This is a genomic window from Mucilaginibacter celer (assembly GCF_003576455.2).
In the GTDB taxonomy this organism is placed as follows: Bacteria; Bacteroidota; Bacteroidia; order Sphingobacteriales; family Sphingobacteriaceae; genus Mucilaginibacter; species Mucilaginibacter celer.
In genome coordinates, this window is the sequence record NZ_CP032869.1 from 4,564,386 (window position 1) to 4,584,248 (window position 19,863).

The 19,863-nt window shown below is 43.7% G+C and carries 17 protein-coding genes; 5 read left to right on the top strand and 12 right to left on the bottom strand.

Annotated elements, in window-relative coordinates; genetic code table 11:
* Nucleotides 1–29: 29 nt before the first annotated feature.
* Nucleotides 30–950 (bottom strand): DUF6263 family protein, encoded by a 921-nt coding sequence (locus tag HYN43_RS18560; protein WP_119410763.1) that lies wholly within the window; start codon nucleotides 948–950, stop codon nucleotides 30–32.
* Nucleotides 951–1,105: 155 nt separating this feature from the next.
* Here HYN43_RS18560 and HYN43_RS18565 point away from each other — a divergent pair, with 155 nt between their 5' ends.
* Nucleotides 1,106–1,348, top strand: a complete 243-nt coding sequence (locus tag HYN43_RS18565; protein ID WP_119410764.1) for a hypothetical protein — start codon at nucleotides 1,106–1,108, stop codon at nucleotides 1,346–1,348.
* Between the two features lie 82 nt (nucleotides 1,349–1,430).
* Here the strand turns inward: HYN43_RS18565 and HYN43_RS18570 are convergent, their stop codons facing one another.
* Entirely contained in the window at nucleotides 1,431–3,209 is a 1,779-nt protein-coding gene (locus HYN43_RS18570; RefSeq protein WP_245446939.1) for a DUF885 domain-containing protein, read from the bottom strand.
* Nucleotides 3,210–3,311: 102 nt separating this feature from the next.
* Here HYN43_RS18570 and HYN43_RS18575 point away from each other — a divergent pair, with 102 nt between their 5' ends.
* On the top strand, nucleotides 3,312–3,785 hold the full coding sequence (locus HYN43_RS18575; protein WP_119410765.1) for a DinB family protein: 474 nt from the start codon (nucleotides 3,312–3,314) through the stop codon (nucleotides 3,783–3,785).
* A 485-nt stretch (nucleotides 3,786–4,270) separates the two neighbouring features.
* On the opposite strand, the gene HYN43_RS18580 is transcribed toward HYN43_RS18575, so the two are convergent.
* On the bottom strand, nucleotides 4,271–5,587 hold the full coding sequence (locus HYN43_RS18580; protein WP_119410766.1) for a serine aminopeptidase domain-containing protein: 1,317 nt from the start codon (nucleotides 5,585–5,587) through the stop codon (nucleotides 4,271–4,273).
* A 291-nt stretch (nucleotides 5,588–5,878) separates the two neighbouring features.
* Here HYN43_RS18580 and HYN43_RS18585 point away from each other — a divergent pair, with 291 nt between their 5' ends.
* Nucleotides 5,879–8,329 (top strand): outer membrane beta-barrel protein, encoded by a 2,451-nt coding sequence (locus HYN43_RS18585; protein WP_119410767.1) that lies wholly within the window; start codon nucleotides 5,879–5,881, stop codon nucleotides 8,327–8,329.
* Here the strand turns inward: HYN43_RS18585 and HYN43_RS18590 are convergent.
* From HYN43_RS18590 to HYN43_RS18600, 3 genes are all read right to left on the bottom strand, one after another.
* Entirely contained in the window at nucleotides 8,326–8,556 is a 231-nt protein-coding gene (locus HYN43_RS18590; RefSeq protein ID WP_119410768.1) for a KTSC domain-containing protein, read from the bottom strand. The genes HYN43_RS18585 and HYN43_RS18590 overlap by 4 nt on opposite strands.
* 42 nt (nucleotides 8,557–8,598) lie before the next feature.
* Entirely contained in the window at nucleotides 8,599–8,982 is a 384-nt protein-coding gene (locus HYN43_RS18595) for a DUF1634 domain-containing protein (RefSeq protein WP_119410769.1), read from the bottom strand.
* A 177-nt stretch (nucleotides 8,983–9,159) separates the two neighbouring features.
* Nucleotides 9,160–9,996: a sulfite exporter TauE/SafE family protein gene (locus HYN43_RS18600; protein WP_119411281.1), complete on the bottom strand. Its 837-nt coding sequence runs from the start codon at nucleotides 9,994–9,996 to the stop codon at nucleotides 9,160–9,162.
* Between the two features lie 325 nt (nucleotides 9,997–10,321).
* Here HYN43_RS18600 and HYN43_RS18605 point away from each other — a divergent pair, with 325 nt between their 5' ends.
* Nucleotides 10,322–12,160, top strand: a complete 1,839-nt coding sequence (locus tag HYN43_RS18605) for a UbiD family decarboxylase (protein WP_119410770.1) — start codon at nucleotides 10,322–10,324, stop codon at nucleotides 12,158–12,160.
* A gap of 6 nt (nucleotides 12,161–12,166) precedes the next feature.
* Here HYN43_RS18605 and HYN43_RS18610 read toward each other — a convergent pair whose 3' ends face one another.
* Together HYN43_RS18610 and HYN43_RS18615 are read right to left on the bottom strand one after the other, a co-directional pair.
* The gene (locus HYN43_RS18610) at nucleotides 12,167–12,781 is read right to left on the bottom strand and encodes a zeta toxin family protein (protein ID WP_119410771.1); all 615 of its coding nucleotides are present in this window, start codon (nucleotides 12,779–12,781) and stop codon (nucleotides 12,167–12,169) included.
* A complete protein-coding gene (locus HYN43_RS18615; RefSeq protein ID WP_119410772.1) occupies nucleotides 12,781–13,020 on the bottom strand; it encodes a hypothetical protein in 240 nt (79 codons plus the stop codon). Before HYN43_RS18615 ends, HYN43_RS18610 begins: the two co-directional genes overlap by 1 nt.
* Before the next feature lie 183 nt (nucleotides 13,021–13,203).
* Between HYN43_RS18615 and dapA the strand changes: the two genes are divergently transcribed.
* Complete coding sequence (gene dapA, locus HYN43_RS18620; RefSeq protein WP_119410773.1) at nucleotides 13,204–14,100, top strand: 4-hydroxy-tetrahydrodipicolinate synthase; 897 nt, start codon at nucleotides 13,204–13,206, stop codon at nucleotides 14,098–14,100.
* A 213-nt stretch (nucleotides 14,101–14,313) separates the two neighbouring features.
* Here dapA and HYN43_RS18625 read toward each other — a convergent pair whose 3' ends face one another.
* The 4 genes from HYN43_RS18625 to ftsZ all read right to left on the bottom strand — a co-directional run bounded on the left by HYN43_RS18625 (nucleotide 14,314) and on the right by ftsZ (nucleotide 19,809).
* Nucleotides 14,314–14,493 carry a histone H1-like protein gene (locus HYN43_RS18625; protein WP_022830046.1) on the bottom strand — a complete coding sequence of 60 codons (180 nt, stop codon included), beginning with the start codon at nucleotides 14,491–14,493 and terminating at the stop codon, nucleotides 14,314–14,316.
* Nucleotides 14,494–14,808: 315 nt separating this feature from the next.
* Complete coding sequence (locus tag HYN43_RS18630; protein WP_119410774.1) at nucleotides 14,809–16,245, bottom strand: glycoside hydrolase family 125 protein; 1,437 nt, start codon at nucleotides 16,243–16,245, stop codon at nucleotides 14,809–14,811.
* Nucleotides 16,246–16,534: 289 nt separating this feature from the next.
* Nucleotides 16,535–17,779 (bottom strand): aminotransferase class I/II-fold pyridoxal phosphate-dependent enzyme, encoded by a 1,245-nt coding sequence (locus HYN43_RS18635; protein ID WP_119410775.1) that lies wholly within the window; start codon nucleotides 17,777–17,779, stop codon nucleotides 16,535–16,537.
* 401 nt (nucleotides 17,780–18,180) lie between these two features.
* Nucleotides 18,181–19,809: a cell division protein FtsZ gene (ftsZ, locus tag HYN43_RS18640; protein ID WP_119410776.1), complete on the bottom strand. Its 1,629-nt coding sequence runs from the start codon at nucleotides 19,807–19,809 to the stop codon at nucleotides 18,181–18,183.
* Between the last annotated feature and the right edge of the window lie 54 nt (nucleotides 19,810–19,863).

The following is a 19,863-nucleotide window of genomic DNA, read 5'->3' on the forward strand; positions in this document are numbered from 1 at the left end:
GGAGGGGATTTTTGCTATTTATCTGCCGATTAGTGATCGGTAGAAGTTGTTTCGTTTGTTATGGTCATCGGGAAGGTAAGGCCACCTGGCAGGCGATCGTTATCTTTAATTTGTACGGTGCCATCTATTGTTTGCTTCATTTTCGAGCTGGTAATCCAGCCTGTGGCTTTATCAACCACCACATCCGATATCATGGTGCCCTTCATGTTATATTTCATGGGCATGCTGCTTATTATTTTATAATCGGCATTGTTATCGGTGGCCAGCGTGGCGTTGCCGTGGATAATATAGCTTTGCGCTGTAATATCCATTAACTGGTATACCGAATTGATTTGCGCCGTCATGGCTCCCTCCAGTTTGGTACCGATAGTCCACTGATCATTTTTGGCAACCGCCTTTTCGGGTAGTACCGCCATCGACATTTGCAGGTTACTTTTCAGCGCCGATGAGCCGAATGATTGTGTGAGCTGGCTTTTCAACTGATCTTTCCTGTCTTGCGGCAACTCCTTAATGCCATCTACCATTGCAGATATCATACCCTCTGCATTTTCTACCGAGCGGATGCGACCACTTTTATTGATTGATGCCGTAAAAGGTTTATTGGTGATGCCTGATAAAATGCGGGCCATTACGTTCGAGGTATCTTTGGTATCCGAATCAAAGGCCATGTTACCGTTGGGCATCTGCATTTTCATGCCTACCCTGGTGTAATTAACCTCCATGTAATACAATGAATCGTCGGTGTTAAGCACCTTGAACGACATTTTGCCATTGATGGTTAAATCTACATTATTGAGCTGTCCGTTTATATTTTGTTTAATAACCGAGTGGGCCGAAGTAACCAGGTAATAAGTATTACCCTTTATTAACTTTAATGCAGGTTTTACCTTTTGGGCATATCCGCTTGCCGAAGCGATAAGCATAGCGCCGGCCAATAATATTTTTTTCATGATTTGTGATATATGAGGTAAAGGTATCACAATATTTTATCAAAAAAACAGGGGCCGGTATAACAATTATTTAAAACATAATTCGTTAACTTTATATCATATATCAGTTTAGGCCCTTTTATTTTTTTACCAATTATAAACGAAAAGGAGGTTTTATGTTAAGGCGGTTAGCATTTATACCACAGCACCAATTTCATGTGCTGATCAATTTTTCGAAACAGGATGAACGCGTTTTAGCTGTATTACCTAATGAAGCAGGAAGGTTCCGCGTAGTTGACCAGGGTAACGTAATAGCTGAAGTTGATTTTGACCACGACAATTGTGTTTGTTGTAAAGGCAGATTAAAAAGAAAAGTACTGTCGCAGCTTTCCCACCAAATTAAGGAACATTACGCATAAAGATTTTGATAGTTCGTGGGATGTGATCTCATGGTTCATAGTCCATGAGTTTTTGCTCATGGACTATCAATTAATTTTTTAATCAACCGCCGGTTTTTGCCAGCATGGCTTCGCGTATAAATTTAACCGGGGCGCTGCCGTAGCTTAAAAACTTTTCATTAAACTCTTTAAGCTTGTACTTATCGCCCATCTTAATTTTATAGGCATCGCGCAAATCAACAATTTCCTTGTAACCGGTGTAGTAGCTGGTTAACTGCACGCTGGTAACGCTTACTCTTTTCCATTTACCGTCGGCTTCGGCCTGTTGCTGAAAGGCCTCGCGGGTTAACAGTTTAATGGCTTCATCTTTGGTCATGTTGCCGCTGTGCACGCTGTAATCCAGTATGGTATTACATACCGAGCGCAGGTTCCATTTATACCACATCAACATCATTTCGGGCTCGTTATTACCGAAACCGTTTTCCAGCATCATTTGCTCAGTATAAACTGCCCAACCCTCGGCCATGGCACTGTTGCCAAATACAGCCTTGATAATGCTTGGCGCTTTGTTTGAGTAAACTCCCTGTACATAATGACCGGGCACTGCCTCGTGGATACTCAAAATCTGCAATATGTAATTATTGTATTCGCGCAGGTAACTCTCGGCTTTCTCACTACTCCAACCGGCTAAACTACCAACGTTATAATATGAATTGCCATTTTTATCGTACGGGCCAGGGCCGCTCATGGATGCTCCGGCAACGCCCGCCATATAGCCCGGCTCTTTACGGATAACTAAAGGCTTAGTAGGATCGAGCGTTAGCAGATCTTTGGTTTTAACAAAATTGTTCAGTTTCGGGATGATCTGTTCAATAGCCGACTGAAAATCTTCGGGTTTAACATGCTTCGTTGAGATGGTATCTATCAGCTTGCTAATCATTTCCAGGCTATCCTTGGGCATAGCGGCTTTACCCATATATTTAGGCCAAAGCTGTTTGCTGATCTTCGCCATTTCGCGATGGGTGTATTTTTTACGTTCAACGGCGGCGTTGTAGGTTTTCTCGGCCGTATTGCCGGCAACTATCTCGTACTTAAACTTATCTTCATACAAATCTTTTCCTAACCTGAAACTGCGGGGATGATCGTTTTTTAAAGCTTTAAGCCAGTCGGCATAGGCTTTAATGGCGGTAACGCTTTGGGATGCTCTATCCGTCATGAGCTTTTGTTCGGCTTTGGGAATATTGGTTTTTTTGAGCGAATCGGCAAAATCTTTGGCTATTACATCAAGGCCGCCAAGGTTTTGTTCGATAGCAAGGCTGGTTAATTCAACAACCGGATTTTTAATTTGCTTTTCAGCATCTTTATAATACTGGGGTATGAATGCCATACGCTGATAAAAATGACGCAGGCGTTTGGGCAGAGGCTCGTAATGCTCATTTAAAATATAGGCGAAAGTACCTATAATATTGTATGATGAAGGATCCCATTCAAACTGCCTTAAATGGGTTAACTGCCATTGCAGGTAATCTAATTGATTTTGCAATATTTTATAGTCTATTTTGTTGCCCTCGTTAAGCGTATTGGGTTCAAAGCGGCTTAACGAATCAACCTGGTATTTGGCAAAATTGATCAGCTTATCCCGGCTTGCCTGGTTGGGCAGCACCATCAGGCTATCGTATTTATGATAGCCCACCGAAGTTGCCCAATCGGGGTTCAGTTTCCAGAAATTATCTAAAAATACATTTTCGTACTTAACAAAGGCTTCATCATCCTTACCTAACAAGGGCCCCGTGCCGGTGCCCCCCTCTTTTTTGCAACCGGTTAAGGCTGCTATAAATAAAATATTAGCAACAGTTAATTTGAAAAGTATGTTTTTAGCCACGGTTAATCAGAATTTTTACAATGAAGCATAAACTTAAAACATTTAAGCCGAATAAATCAAACCGGCCAGTAATTTGTTACTTTTAATAACACACAAGTACTTATGAATAACGAACACCAAATAGTAATTACCGAAGTTTTACACCTGCTGCAAGGCGGTAATGCCCATGCCGGCCTGAAAAAGGCCTTAGATGGTTTGCCCGCCGAACTGCGCGGCGTTAAGCTTGATAAACTCCCCTACAGCATCTGGCAACTGGTTGAGCATATCCGCATTGCACAATGGGATATGCTGGAGTTTTGTAAAGATGGCAGTCACCAATCGCCAAACTGGCCCGATGATTACTGGCCAAAAGAAGCAGCACCGGAAAGTGACGAAGCCTGGGATAAATGTGTTAAACAGATTGATGATGATCTGGAAGAGTTAATTGCCCTGGTAAAATCGGAAGATCTTTATCAGAAGATCCCCCATGGCGACGGGCAAACTATTTTGCGTGAGGCATTACAGGCTGCAGATCATAATGCTTATCATGTGGCGGAGATTATTATGATTAGGAGGTTGTTGGGGGTGTGGGGGTAACCTGCTTCCTCCTGTACCACAACATTATAAGTAAGTAACGCGCCTCCGAAAGAAATATGAGATGAGGCGGGTGGGCCCTGTCACTCTGAGCCTGTCGAAGAGTCGCGCGCAGAGGCCTGCCCACCATGCTTCGACTTACTCAGCATGACACCTTTAACATGTTGTCATGCTGAGTAAGTAAAAGCGGTCGCCTCTGAAGGGTTATATGACATCTGGCGGGCGGGCTTATCACCCTGGGCTTGTCGAAGGATCGCGCGTAAAGGCCCTGCACACCATGCTTCGACAGGCTTAGCATGACACCCTTTTTAACATGTTGTTATGCTGAGAAACGAAGCATCTTCTGCAACAAGCATGGCGCTATGCAGGGCGAAGAAGACCCTTCGTTCCTCAGGATGACAACATCGGTGATGCCATATTTCCTTCAGCCGCCTTAGGTTTTACCTGCCCGCAATAACGCTATTTATTAAGCACAAGTAGGTAACTAACTACTTCGCCGTCTTCGTTATAAAGTTAATTATCGCCGTTACAAACTCCGGTTTCAGCGGAAGATCGGGTTGGTTATACGTTTCTTTATTTTTTTCCTTATCGGCCGGAGCTTCCTTCAGCACGTGGTTCATGTTAGGGATAATGGTTAGGATAGCATCCGATTTTGCCTTTTTCAGCTTTTCGGCATCGCCAACGGTAACCTGTAAATCGGTAGTACCCTGGATGATCAGGATCGGGGCTTTCACTTTCCTGATCTCACGCTGGGGGTTATACCTGAACCACGACATCAGGTATTTCTGGATGCTTGGTCGCGCTATAAAATATAGTGCAGGATCAATGTTATCAGTTGTTTTGCCACGCTTTAAACTATCCAGCATCCGGTTAAAACCATCCGAAATAAAGGCAGGCTGCGATTTCATCTGCTCGGTAAGGATTTTATCGGCCGAGTCGCCGGCACCTGCTACCGATATAAAACCCTTAATCGGTTCATCCTGCGAAGCCATCATACCTACTAATGATCCCTCGCTATGGCCAAGGATAATGATCTTCGAAAAGCGTTCATCGGCGGCCAGCATATTCAACAGCGCGGCTGCATCCTCCACATAATCTTCAAACCTGATCTCGTTTTCTTTAATTGAAGTAACGCTTTGCCCAACCAAACGTTTATCATAGCGTACCGATGCTATTCCTTTTTTTCCAAGCTCGTTGGCTATCATTTTATAGATATTGGCATGCAGGCCCAGTTTTGGGCTGTTGCCATCCCTATCGGTAGGGCCCGAGCCGGCAATAATCAGCACCAATGGCACTTTACCACTGGCATCCTTTGGCATAGCCAGCGTACCCGATATTGAACCCAACAAGGTTTTAACAGAAACCGGCGACTCGACCAGCGACGGATCGGTAGCGATGGCAGTGCTTACCGGGGCTGCCGCGGCGGTTGAACCTGCGGGAGCGGTATAGGGTGTTAATGACAGACCGGTAAATTTATTATCAGCATTTAACGATAAGTTTAATACAAAAACACCCTTTTGAAAAGTTGCCTTGTAATGCGCAATCGGAACCTCGTAACTTGTTAAATCGGCCTGCAAAAGTGATCCTAATTGTACCTTTAACTGGTTGGTGGTATTCCTGAAATCAACAGGCGTTAACGCCTTCATCATTTCGGGGCTAAACATTGCATAAACACTGTCGGGCCGGTTGTAATTGTACAATCTTTTAAATTTATCGAGGGCAGCAGCATAGTTTGCAGGCGGTAACTGGGCAAACAATTTACCGGCAAAACAAAACATCAGTGCCAAAAGAAAAACCTTTTTCATGTTATAACGGGTGAAACAAATTCAAATTTAACCAAGTATGGAGGCCGAAAATAGCGAAAAAATCAGCTTGTTTCGCCTAATTATCGCTTTCGTTGTACTTTGTGTAAACAATATTTACTTTGCTTAAAGTAAAACCTTTTACCAAATGTTATTTATACAGTTTTATGCAACTTGAGTAAATAATATTTCGTTAAAATATCAGTAAGCATATATAAGTTTATGTATAATGTTATATATTGCCCTTACATATTAATCTGAACGTTATAGCAAATTTCTACATCTAAATAATTAATGAACTTTTTAACCAGGAGCTTTTTCATTGCGTTCTTGACGGGATTGTATTGTGTTGCCTACGCACAAACCAAGGCTCCGGTAATACAGGGAAAAGTTTTTACAGATAGCCATCAGCCGGCCGAAGCAGCCACCGTAATATTATTTAAAGTTAATGCGCCCGATACATCCATATTGCGCTCGGGCATTGTAAACCCTTCCGGCGTATTTGAATTTACCGATCTGAAACCAGGCACTTACCTGGTACAGGCCAGCCAGATAGGTTACAGCAAAATTTATTCGGGGCCGCACCATCTTACAGCCGGGCAAACCTTAACCACGCCCGATATTGTTTTAAAACCATCCAACCAGCAATTGCAGGAGGTGAAGGTGGTGGCCCGCAAGCCACGCATCGAGGTAAAGCCTGGTAAAATAACCCTAAGCATCCAAAACAGCATATTGGCCGAGGGTAATTCTGCCTTCGATATCCTCAGGCAATCGCCGGGGGTAAGGGTAAACAGTAACGAAACCCTCAGCGTTACCGGCAGGCAACCCGCCATGGTACTTATTGATGGCCGCCCAACCAACCTGAGTGGCGATGATCTTGCCACCATGCTGCGCAGCATGCAAAGCAGCACTATTGATCAGATAGAAGTGATTAGCAGTCCCTCGGCAAAGTATGATGCATCGGGCGGCGGCGTTATCAATATCATCTTAAAAAAAGGGAAAAACCTGGGCACCAACGGTACCATTACCGCCATGGCCGGTTATGGTAAATATTATAAAAGTACAGTAGGCATTGTTTTTAACCATCGCGATAAAAACCTAAACATATTTGGCAATTACACTTTTGATGCCAATAAAAGCGCCCGCACCATCAATACGCGCCGCAGTATTCTTTTTGATGATGTGCTGAGCAATTACAATGTTGATTATAACAACATTCAAACAACTCGTAACCATAATTTTAAATTAGGTGCCGATTATACCATCAACCCAAAACAAACTATAGGTTTTTTAATTTTCGGCATAGTGCGTGAGGATGATTTTACCAAGCACAACAACCTCAAGATCATTAACCGGGGCAAGCTCGATTCGATGATCAATGCCCGCTCAAATCTTGACAGGGGCAGCAGCTATTTAAATTATAATATTAATTACAACGCCAAACTGGATAGCAGTGGCAAAAGCCTCTCGGCCGATGCCAATTACTCAACAAATCACCGTCACTCTAACGAGTATATCACCAATACGTTTCTTACGCCCCAAGGCAATAGCTACCGTGATGACCTGGACCTGGAAAACCTGTCGCCGGCAAAAATCCACATCTGGACTGCGAAAGTTGATTATGTTAACCCGCTCACCAAAACATCAAAATTAGAGGCAGGCGCTAAATACAGCCATGTTAACAGCGATAACGACCTGGTTTTCGGTCCGAAGGTAAATGGCAGCTACCAGCCCGATGTGCGTTTCAGCAACCGCTTTTTATATAAAGAAACTGTAAGCGCCGCGTATCTTAACTATCTTAATAAAATTGGCGCATGGGATATTACCGCAGGTGTAAGGGCCGAGAATACCAGTACCAGCGGCAGTTCGTGGGCTATAAACCAGGTTACACCTCGGGTAAACACCAACAGTTATTTTAACGTGTTTCCGCAGGTGCAGGTTAATTATGATGTTGATAAAAAGAATACCCTTGGCGTAGGCTATAACCGGGGTATCCACCGGCCGATGTATGAAGATATTAATCCCTTTTTATACTATACCGATTTGTACGATTACAGGGCCGGCAACCCTAACCTGAAACCTGAGTTTACCAATACCATACAGCTATCGCACACCTATAATCAAAGTATATCAACCCAGATATATTACAGCATTACTAACGATGCCTATGATTTCCCGGTGTACCTGCAGAACGACAGCAGCAAGGTTAACATTACCATACGCAACAACTTTGGGCAGGTGTTTACTTACGGTGCCTCGTTTTACGCCCCCGCCCAGATTACCAAATGGTGGAATGCCGATTTTAACGTAGATGCCATGTATGTGCGCTACAAAGCTTATGCCCGCTATGGCAACTTTAACCGCGCAAAGCAGGATATTATTTTAAGCACCACGCAAACCTTTAGTATTACCGGCACAACAACCGCCGAAATATTAGGCCGGTACGAAACGCCGACGATTTATGGTGTAAACAATTTAAAATCAAGCTATTCGGTTAATGTGGGCATCAGCAGGCAAATTTTAAATAAACTGGGTACCCTGAAATTAACCGTTATGGATATTTTTAATACCGACAGGGTACGCAACTACGCAATCTATCAAAATATCAATCTCAGCGAAACCAGCAAACGCGATACCCGCATAGTAAGGCTTAATTTTAGCTATCGTTTTGGTAAAAGCACGGTAAAATCGGCTACCAAACGCAATACCGGTAATGATGATGAGCGCCGCCGCACCGGTAATTAATGAAAATGTGCATAGTGCACTTTAAGTTCGGGATATCGGCCTTTGATACTTTTTGAAAAAAAATGCCCTAACGATGCCGATTCAATAAAGCGCTTATAGGTTGCCAACGGAAAGCCAAAGTATTGCCACACATCGCCGCTTTCCTTAAACTCCAGTTCGAGTATGCGCGATTCGGGATCGTAGCCAACGCTGCTTAACGCCGATGATTGCACCCTTTGCCTTTGCATATATTTATAATATATGAAAGCCTAAAAAAGTTTTAAAAAATATCAGCCGGCATGGCCGCTCAGCATGCTGGATACAATGATGAGTAAAACCACCAAAGTGATGGCTGTATAGAGATAATCCTTCTCCATAATAAAACCTATGGCCGAAAATATTACCCTTATAACGGGCGTGGCTATCAGCAAAATAATACCTGCCTGTATAATGGCCCGCCCGCGAAGCGTAAAAATACCATGTATAATACCGGCAGGAGTACTTACAAAATCGGGCACGCCAACAAATTTGCTGTAATCAACATGGGTATGCCCATGCCTGTACAAATAAATTACTCCGCCAATAAAAACAATGCTCATTGATACCAGCACCCCTGCGCGCAGTATCCAGCCTATCACGGCCTGCATATCGGTATCTTTGAATTTTTTGGTCATTTCTTATCAGTCATTGGGTCATTAAGTCATTTTTGGAATCGGTCATTGAATCATTAGGCCATTTTTGGATTGGTCATTATATCATTGTGTCATTAAGTCATTTTTTTGATTAGCAAACCGGCGAGCCAATTACTCTACACCATGCAACAATGACTTAATGACACAATGACCTAATGACTAAATAGTCCCCGTAATTCCTTTATATATCATTTGCGATGCTAAAAATGTTACTACCACGGCAAACACCCAGCGTAACCAGCCGGATGATGATGTGTGCACCAATATTTTTGATCCGCTTAATGCGCCTAATAGTACCCCTATGGCAACAGGCATTGAAATGCCCGGGTCAATATAGCCGCGTTGCAAATAAACCACTGCGCTGGCAGCAGCGGTTACACCTATCATAAAATTGCTGGTGGTGGTTGATACTTTAAAAGGGATGCGCATAATGCCATCCATAGCCAGCACTTTCAAGGCGCCCGAGCCTATGCCCAGCAAGCCTGATATCACCCCGGCAAAAAGCATCATAAAAAAGCCTCCTCCCACATTGCGTACAGTATAGCTTACCTCGCCTGCAGGTGTAGGAAATGTGCCGTTCAGTTTTAATTTTTCGGCAAGTTCACTTTTTTGCTGATGGATATGCTGAGCCTTTTTGCGTAATGACATCACTGCCGACAGGATGAGGATTAACCCGAATAAAACTGCAATAAAATTTGTTGGAATATAAACCGCTATCAACGCGCCAACCATAGCGCCTGCCGTAGTGGCTATTTCCAGAAACATCCCCAGCCTGATATTTGTTATCCCCTCTTTAACATAAGCAGCCGCCGAACCCGAAGAAGTAGCAATAACAGAAATAAGCGAAGCCCCTATAGCATACTGAATATCAACCCCAAGCAAAATAGTAAGCAGCGGAATAATAACCACGCCACCACCCAAACCGGTTAACGAGCCCAATAAACCCGCCAGGTACGAACCAATAAGTATGATAAGCGTTAGTACAGTTACCGACATGCCAGCCATTAATATCCGGCGGCTAAAGTAAGGAATTTATCATTAGGGTATTTGTCTGAACCAGGATTTGGGGGGATTAAAAGATTATTTGGATTTTGTCTGAACTGGAATTTGGGGGAATTATTTTAGAATGTATAGAATTTGCCTATCGCTTTGAAATTTTGATCATTCTTTAATTCAAAACATTCCCGTTCAGACAAAAAATCCTGCCCATCCCAAAAAAAACTACAAATCCCGGTTCAGACAACAATCAGCGCAATCGACGAAATCAAAACTATCAACGGTCAACAATCGGTGTAATCCCAAAAAACCGTAATTTCGCCGCATGGGTTACTCAAGTTTACAAGCCTGCATTACCGATCTTGAAAAAAACGGCCACCTTGTGCGTGTTAAGGAAGAAGTTGATCCTTACCTGCAAATGGCAGCCATACATCTTCGCGTTTTTGAAAACGAGGGACCGGCCATATTATTTGAAAATGTAAAAGGGAGTAAATTCCCGGCCGTGTCAAACCTTTTTGGTACCCTGGATAGGTCGAAATTTATTTTTCGCGATACCCTGGAAAAGATCAAGGTATTGGTTGACATTAAAAACGACCCGATAAAGGCTATTAAAAATCCATTTAAATATGCAGGTGTGGGTTTAACAGCGCTATCTGCCCTGCCCATGAAAAGCGGCAGCGGCGCCCCCGTTAAATTTGGTAAATGTAATATCAGCGATATTCCGCAAATTGTAAACTGGCCAATGGATGGCGGCCCTTTTGTTACCATGCCGCAGGTTTATACCGAAGATGCAGACAAACCCGGTATTATGAATGCCAACCTGGGTATGTACCGTATTCAACTGGCCGGTAACGATTATATTTTAAACCAGGAAATAGGCCTGCACTACCAGATTCACAGAGGCATAGGCGTGCACCAAACCAAGGCTAATGCTAAAGGACAACCGCTTAAAGTGAGCATTTTTGTAGGCGGCCCTCCTTCGCATCCCGTTGCAGCGGTAATGCCCCTGCCCGAAGGCTTATCTGAAATGACTTTTGCCGGTGCTCTGGGCAACCGCCGTTTCCGATATTTTTATGATAATGAAGGCTTCTGTATTTCGGCCGATGCTGATTTTGTGATCACGGGCACGGTGATGCCGCACGAAAACAAACCTGAGGGGCCCTTTGGCGATCATTTGGGTTATTACAGTTTAGTGCATCCTTTCCCGCTGATGAAAGTGCATAATGTTTATCATCGGAAAGATCCGCTATGGTCGTTTACGGTAGTTGGCCGTCCGCCGCAGGAGGATACCAGTTTTGGGGCGCTGATTCACGAAATAACAGGATCGGCTATACCAAAGGAAATCCCCGGTTTGCATGCTGTGAACGCTGTTGATGCTGCCGGCGTGCACCCCTTACTTTTTGCCATTGGCAGCGAACGTTATACCCCCTATTTAAAAGAGCGTAAACCGCAGGAAATTGTAACCATTGCCAACCATATTTTAGGCAAGGGGCAACTGAGCCTGGCCAAATACCTGTTTATCGCCGCGCATGAAGATGACCCTGAATTAAACGTTAATGATATCGGCGGCTTCCTGAAGCATATCCTGCAAAGGATAGACCTTAGCCGTGATCTGCATTTCCATACCAACACTACCATAGATACGCTGGATTACAGCGGCGAAGGCCTTAATTCCGGCAGTAAAGTAGCCATTACCGTAGCCGGCGATATCAAACGTGAACTTTGGACCGAATTGCCAGATTGGTTTAACCTCCCCCGCCCTATCAGCGGTTATAAAATGGCCATGCCGGGCGTGTTAATGGTTGAAGTACCTAAACACGTTAATCACAAGGATATTCATAACGTTATCAGCGTTATAGAATATGCATTGCAGGATGAAAACCTTAACGGGCTGCCATTAATCGTGTTATGTGATGATGCCGGATTTGCCGCGGCAAGCATTAATAATTTTGTTTGGATAACTTTTACACGCAGTAATCCATCGCATGATATTTATGGCGTTGGCAGTTTTACAGAACATAAACATTGGGGCTGTACCGGTCCGCTGATTATTGATGCGAGGATTAAGCCGCACCATGCACCGGTGCTGGAACGGGTGCCGGAGGTGGAGAAAACGGTGGATAGGCTGGGAGAAAAGGGAGGATCGTTGTTTGGGGTGATATAGGATTTCTTATTCTATAGATTTTTTGTCGGGAAAATCCAGATTACTGGTAATTATATTAAAAGCATCTTCTGGTAAGCGTTCATTATTAAATGAATATCGAGCAAATTTTTGTGGATATTGTAACTCAGTGGCATTGTAGAACACAAGTCGTGAACGTTTAAAACCCATTACTTCAAAATTAACTCCGGTCATACCAGTATAAATAAATTCAGTATTGTCGAAGTATATAAAATAGGCGGCGACATTTTTGAAACTTTCATTAAAATTAATCCTAATGTTCCCTTCACTAATAATCAACCCGCTTTGCTCTATGCTACGAAAGGCCACCCGTTCAAAAGAGTGTTGAGGCGAATCCAAAAATAATACAACTAATGATGTATCATAATTCGCGTCTCGAGCAAGATCCACTAAATCCTTAAAGCTGGAATCGTTAAATACCGTTTCAAGAATAATGTTTTTCCCTTGTTTTAAAGCATCTCTGAAAACATCTTTAGTCCGGTTTTTATAAACGTCTGTCATTATAATTTCAAAGCCAACCAGTGCATTTAAACGTGTTCGTATAAAACTTGACTTCCCAGCTGCGTTGCAACCAACTACAAATATTAACTCCGGCCTTTTCATTAATGGAGCTGCTTTATAATTGTATCTTTAATTTCAATTGGAAATTCATTTTCATCAGTTATAATTTCAACTTTTACTTGAAATCGTTCCCCGGTAGGCAACTCCTTTGTGTAATATTCACCGTCGCCTTCATATTTGGCATAAAAAGGATTACCGAGTTCAAATGCCCTTTGCTTACCCAATTCATGAATGTTGTCAATATGAGCCAAAAGCCGTGTTAGCGTATCCGATCTTTCCATAATGCAAGGTATGGATTTTTCAAAGATCAATAAAACCAGTCAAACTAATCAATTAGCGGCAAGCTTTCTTCCCCAAAATCTAACTTTAAACCCAACCAAAGCACTTTTTCAAAAAATAAACAGGCGCCTAACCTCTAATCTCCAATCACTAATCACTATATTAGCATCCTTTTAATTTTACTCATGAATATATTTTACGGAACAGGGGTAGCTATGGTAACCCCTTTTCAGGCGGATGGGCAGGTTGACTACGATGGTTTGCGCAACCTGATTGAACATTTGATTGATGGCGGGGTGGAATACCTGGTATCATTAGGTACAACCGGCGAAAGTGCCACATTGAGCGAAGCTGAACGAAAGCAGGTTTTTGCCTTCACAGCCGAAGTGGTAAATAAGCGCGTTGGCCTGGTGGCCGGCATTGGCGGTAATAATACTCATGAAGTAGTTGAGCAGGTAAAAGCTTTTAACGTTGATGGTTATGATGCGATACTTTCGGCAAGCCCTCATTATAACAAACCAACCCAGGAAGGTATTTACCAGCATTATAAAGCGATAGCGCAAAACGCAAAATTGCCAATCATACTTTATAATGTACCAAGCCGCACCGGTAGCACTGTTAGTGCCGAAACTACCGTACGCCTGGCCAAAGAGTTTAAAAATATTATAGGCATTAAGGAAGCATCTGGCAATTTCGATCTGTTTAACCAGTTGATGCGCGATAAGCCGGAAGATTTCCTGTTTATTTCGGGTGATGATCCGGTTACTTTGCCGATGATGGCTTTGGGTGGTGTTGGTGTGATTTCGGTTATCGGCAACGCACTGCCTCGCCAGTTATCTGATATGGTGAGATTGCTTTTAAATAGTGATTATAAAGGTGCACACGCAGCACATTTTGACTTGATAGAATTTACCCGTTTAATGTTTGCTGAAGGTAGCCCGGCCGGTGTTAAAACCGCGCTGAAGCAGTTAGACGTTTGTGGCGATACAGTTAGGTTGCCATTGGTGCAGGTTAGTGAAAAAACTGCTGATGCTATTGCAGATGAGTTGAAAAAACTGGCGCCGGTAGCGGTGAAGGCATAGGTAGATATAATTTAAAATAGAGTCATGTTGAACTTGTTTCAACATCCCACTTGCTAAGTCTCCACGCAAAGCAAATCGCCTACCTCACCTGTGGGGTGCCGAAACAAGTTCGGCATGACGATTTGATCTGGATGAATGGTGCATTTCATACAAAATAAAAAACCCGGGCCATGGTCCGGGTTTTTTATTGGAATAAGATGATAAAAAATCTTACTAAGCTTCTTTGTTCTTAGCTTCCTGAACCTCAAGGCGGATAGCCTGGGCAAGGTTTTTAAGATCCTGCATGCCTTTACGTACACGTGTACCGGCAGCACTGTTTCCTTTGTTGTAGAATTTGTCGGCGTCGGCCTCTAAAGATGCTACAAGCTCTTTTACTTCAGTAAATTTTTTCATTTAATTACTCCTTTTAAATTTTGAGGTTTATTGTTTTAATAAAGCTAAGCTAAAATGTTTTTTGCTAATTAAAAATTTTTGAACGCTAAAAATACGGCCTTTACGATGGTTTTTTTCCACATTTTTAGCTTTTGGGCATTATTAACCGTTGCTTATTTTTTATTAAAAAGTTTATAACAAACACATATTTAACCATAAGCTTCAGCCATAATTTTAATACGCAAAATAAAACCCATATAAATATTATTTATATGGGTTTTAGGGCGATAATGCCATTATTTTAAATACCTACAGGTATTGTTATACTTGAGCAGTTTAAAAAGTCTGCTGCAGGATATCAGGATAGTGTTCGTGCACTTTCAGTATCAATTCGCCAAATAAAGTGTTGGCCCAGGCAAACCATTTGCGGGTAAAGTCCTTCGCATCGTCTTTATTGAACGATTCGTGCATGAAACCGGTACCTGCGTGAGTACTTTTTAACCATTTTAAGCACTGAACAATCTCGGCTTTATCGGTAGAAGTGATGCCGCGCATAATAATAGCCATTGGCCAGATGTAGCCTATACCCACATGCGGCCCGCCAATACCTTCGGCAGCAGTGCCTTTAAAATAGTATGGATTACTGTCGCTTAGCACAAACTTCCGGGTGCTTTGGTACAACGGATCATCAACTTTTACCGAATCGAGGTAAGGTAAAGCGAGTAGACTCGGTACGTTCGAATCGTCCATAAATAACTGGTTGCCGTAGCCATCTACCTCAAACGGGATTACCTGGCCGAACTGCGGATGATTACCTACGGCGTACTGCTTAAGCGCGGCCTGAACCTCTGCGGCTAAAGCTTTACACGCATCTGCGGTAACATTATCATGACCTATGGTGCTAAACATTTCGGCCATCTGGTTTAAACTGGCCACCGCGAAATAGTTTGAAGGGATCAGGAACGGATAAATAGTAGCATCATCCGACGGGCGGAAGATAGAGCAGATCAAGCCTACAGGTTTTACCGGGTTACCATACCCCCGGTTAGGCGCGGTATCGCTGGCGGTTTCTGTTTTACGTTGGAAAAAGTAGGGGCCTTTGCCATCTTTACGTTGCTGCTCCTTAAAAGTAGCAAGGATAATCTTGCCTGCTTTTTGCCAGTTTTCGTCAAAGAAACTGCTATCGCCACTTATTTTCCAATAGTTATAAGCCAATCGTACAGGGTAGCAAAGTGAGTCTATTTCCCATTTGCGCTCGTGCAGTTCGGGCTTCATATTGGTGCGGTCGCTATCCCATTCGCTGCCGGTTGGGCCTTCGTTAAAGGCGTTGGCATAAGGATCGATAATCACACATTTAGCCTGGCGGCTCAATACACCCTGGATCAATTTTTTTAGTGCCGGATCGTTTTTGATCAACGGCAGGTAAGGCCAAACCTGTGCCGATGAATCGCGCATCCACATGGCATTGATATCGCCGGTTATTACGAAGGTATCGGGCTTGCCGTCTTTTTCCGAATAGTTTACGGTGGTATCTAAAGTGTTTGGATAACAGTTTTCAAAAAGCCAGGCCAGTTCAGGATCTTTAATGTCGGCTTTAACTTTTTTGATGATAGCCTCAACCGCTTTGCTGGTAAATTTACGGTCGGCCAGTTTAGGGCGCTGGCTTTCGAAGGCAGGTGCTGCCAAAGAAGCAAATGCAGGAGTGATGCCTAAACCAATGCCGGCTGCGGCTACGCTGTTCATTTTTATAAAATTTCGTCTGCTTAATTTCATGGGTTTTGTAATGGTAGGCGTAAAAATAGAAAAGGGTTTCAGTTATACAAAAAAGCTTGCTAAAATAATTTAGAAAACGATTTATCAAGGTTTTTGGGGAGTCGGCGTGTGTAAGTACACGCCACCGTCATTGCGAGGAACGAAGCAATCGCGAACTGTACAGGGCAGACTTGCACAGCCGCTCTACCTCCGTGCGATTGCTTCGTTCCTCGCAATGACGTGGTGTAGAAAGGCCACAAAAAAGCCCCAAATTTCTTTGAGGCTTTCCATATCATAGAACTAATTACAATTAAGCAATCTCCAGTTTATTCTCTTTATAATAACCGGCTTTCAGCTTCTCGCCTATCGCGCTGTAAGCGTCAAGCGTACGCTGTACATCTTCCAGGCTATGCGAAGCAGTTGGGATTAGCCTCAGCACGATCAAGCCTTTAGGGATTACCGGGTAAACCACTATCGAGCAAAATACGCCGTAGTTTTCACGCAGGTCGCGGGTCAAAGCAGTAGCTTCAAACAGGTCGCCTTTTAAAAATACCGGGGTAACCATGGTGTTTGAAGCGCCAAGATCAAAACCGCGTTCTTTTAAACCCGATTGCAGCGCGTTGGCTATCAACCACAGTTTTTCACGAAGCTCGGGTTGGGTTTTCAGCATTTCGAAACGCTTTTTTAAGCCCAATACCATCGGCATAGGTAATGCTTTGGCAAAAGTTTGCGAACGCATATTATAGCGCAGATAATTAATAATATCCTGATCGGCAGCTACGAAAGCGCCAATACCGGCCATTGATTTGGCGAAGGTTGCAAAATATACATCCACTTCTTCCAAACAGCCTTGTTCTTCGTGAGTGCCGGCACCGGTTTTGCCCATGGTACCAAAACCATGCGCGTCATCAACCAGTAAACGGAAATTGAATTTCTTTTTCAAATCGGCAACTTCTTTCAGTTTGCCCTGCGCGCCCGACATACCGAATACGCCTTCGGTAATTAACAGGATACCGCCACCGGTTTGCTCGGTTAAGCGGGTTGCGCGTTCAAGCTGTTTTTCGCAGCTTTCGATATCGTTGTGCTGGTAAACAAAGCGTTTGCCCATGTGTAAACGTACGCCGTCAATAATACAGGCGTGCGATTCTGCATCGTATACAATAACATCATTCCTGTCTACCAGTGCATCAATGATAGATACCATGCCCTGGTAGCCGTAGTTTAACAAAAAGGCCGATTGTTTGCCTACAAATTTTGCTAAGCCGTCTTCCAGTTCTTCGTGATGGATCGAATTTCCAGACATCATCCTTGCACCCATTGGGTAAGCCATACCGTAATCGGCAGCGGCTTTGGCGTCGGCTTCCCTTACTTCGGGGTGGTTAGCCAAACCAAGGTAGTTGTTCAGGCTCCAAACCAAATGTTCTTTACCTTTAAACTGCATGTGAGGACCAATTTCGCCCTCCAGCTTAGGAAAAGAAAAATAACCATGCGACCACTTCTGATGCTGACCTATCGGCCCACCCAGACTTTTCGTTATTTTATCAAATAAATCCAAAACGAATTGTTTTTATAAAGTTAAACGCAAATATAGCCGTTAAAACAGGTTTAAACAATAGCTATAACTTTTTAGAATAGGTTATAACTTGAGGTGAATTAGAGGCAGGAAATCAAGATTCAGGAAGCAAGATAAAAGGCTGAGAACGATCAAGGCGACCAATCTCTCCCCCACGTCATTGCGAGGAACGAAGCAATCCCCGACTTTACAGGGCGGATTTTCTTGGCTACTCTGCTTATTGGGGATTGCTTCGTTCCTCGCAATGACGTGGGGGTAGTTATGGTTTAAGCAGTTCCAACAAAAAAGGGAGATCAACTTTCAGATTTATCTTCCTGTTGATCTCCCATTCAATTGTTATGGTTTTTATCTGTCTCCTGACTCTTACAGTCTTGACTCTACAATCAATCCGCGTTTCCGTGCAGGTACGAGTTATTATTCCTGATCTCTACGTTACCCTCACTATCCTGGATCAGTGAAAACCTTGAAATCTGGCTTTCGTCAGATGCCGGGGTATCCTGCAGCGCTATCTCCTTGCGTTTGTAGGCCGGTACGTTTTCCAGTTCCTGGATGTTGCCGGTGCGCAGTTTCATGCTCAGGTCTTTAAGCCTCATAATCCGCTCGCGCGATTTTTTCAACTGCTCTTCTATCGATTCGTTGGTTTTGTTATCATCAGCGCCAACTACAGGTTGCGGTGCAGGGGCGGGAACCGGTGTTGGTTCCGGCTCGGGCATGCGCGGTTGTTCCCTTACCGGCGGCTGCTCATAGCTTACGGGCTCGCTCATTTTAAAGGTGAAGCCTGCGGTATCCGGTTCGTTATCTGCTTCAGGCTCTTCTTCATTCATCAGGTTATGCCTAACCACAGCAGGCTCTTCCTGGCGACTTCCGGCAAACATATCAAAAAGGCCACCTTGCCTTGCATCTTCCTTGGCCTGAGGTTGTTTCATGTAAGGCTCGGCAGGGGCATTGGCTTTAACAGGTTTTATAAACTCATTAACCGGTTTTGCATGCTGAGGCTCTTCAGGTACCAGCATCGAAACAATTTTTTTGTTGCTGTGCTCCTTTTCGCGCTCATCTCTTGTCTGGAAGCCGGTGGCTATGATGGTAACCGATAGCTGGTCGCCCAGGTTCTCGTCCATACAGTTACCCCAAATCAGATCGGCGGCAAGGCCGGCTTCTTCCTGGATATAATCAGTAATTACGCTGATCTCATCCATGGTAACCTCCTTAAGGCCCGAACTGATGTTCAATAATATATAGCGTGCACCTTCAATTTCGTTATCTTTCAACAACGGCGATGCCAGGGCACCTTCCACGGCTTTCAATGCGCGGTTTTCACCATCAGCGCTAAAGCTACCCATGATAGATACGCCACTGTCTTTCATTACGGTGCGCACATCTTTAAAATCCACGTTGATATAGCCCGGTAAGGTGATGATCTCGGCAATACCTTTGGCCGCCGTGGTCAAAATATTATCGGCCTGTGCAAATGCCGAGCTCATGGTTAAGTTACCAAAAATTTGGCGCAGCCTGTCGTTCGAGATCACCAGGAACGAATCCACATATTTGCGCAGTTCTTCCAAACCGGCATCGGCCTGCATTTTACGGCGCTTACCCTCAAAAGAGAAAGGCGTAGTAACAATACCCACCGTTAATATATCCATTTCGCGGGCTGCTTTGGCAATGATAGGGCTTGCGCCTGTACCTGTACCACCACCCATACCTGCTGTAATAAACAGCATTTTGGTATTGGCACCCAACATTTGTTTAATATCGTCAATATTTTCAATAGCCGAGTTTTTGCCAACTTCGGGTATCGAGCCTGCACCCATGCCCTCGGTTAAGCTGGCACCCAATTGCACCTTGTTAGGTATAGGGCTAAGCTCCAATGCCTGGGCATCAGTGTTGCAGATTATAAAATCAACACCGGTAATTCCTTGCCTGTACATATGGTTTACCGCGTTGCCACCACCACCGCCAACACCAATTACTTTGATGATAGACGATTTTTCTTTTAACATTTCAAAATGCATAATCTTCGTTTTCAGCTATATGTAAATCAACCAACATTAGATTTTACCATCGTA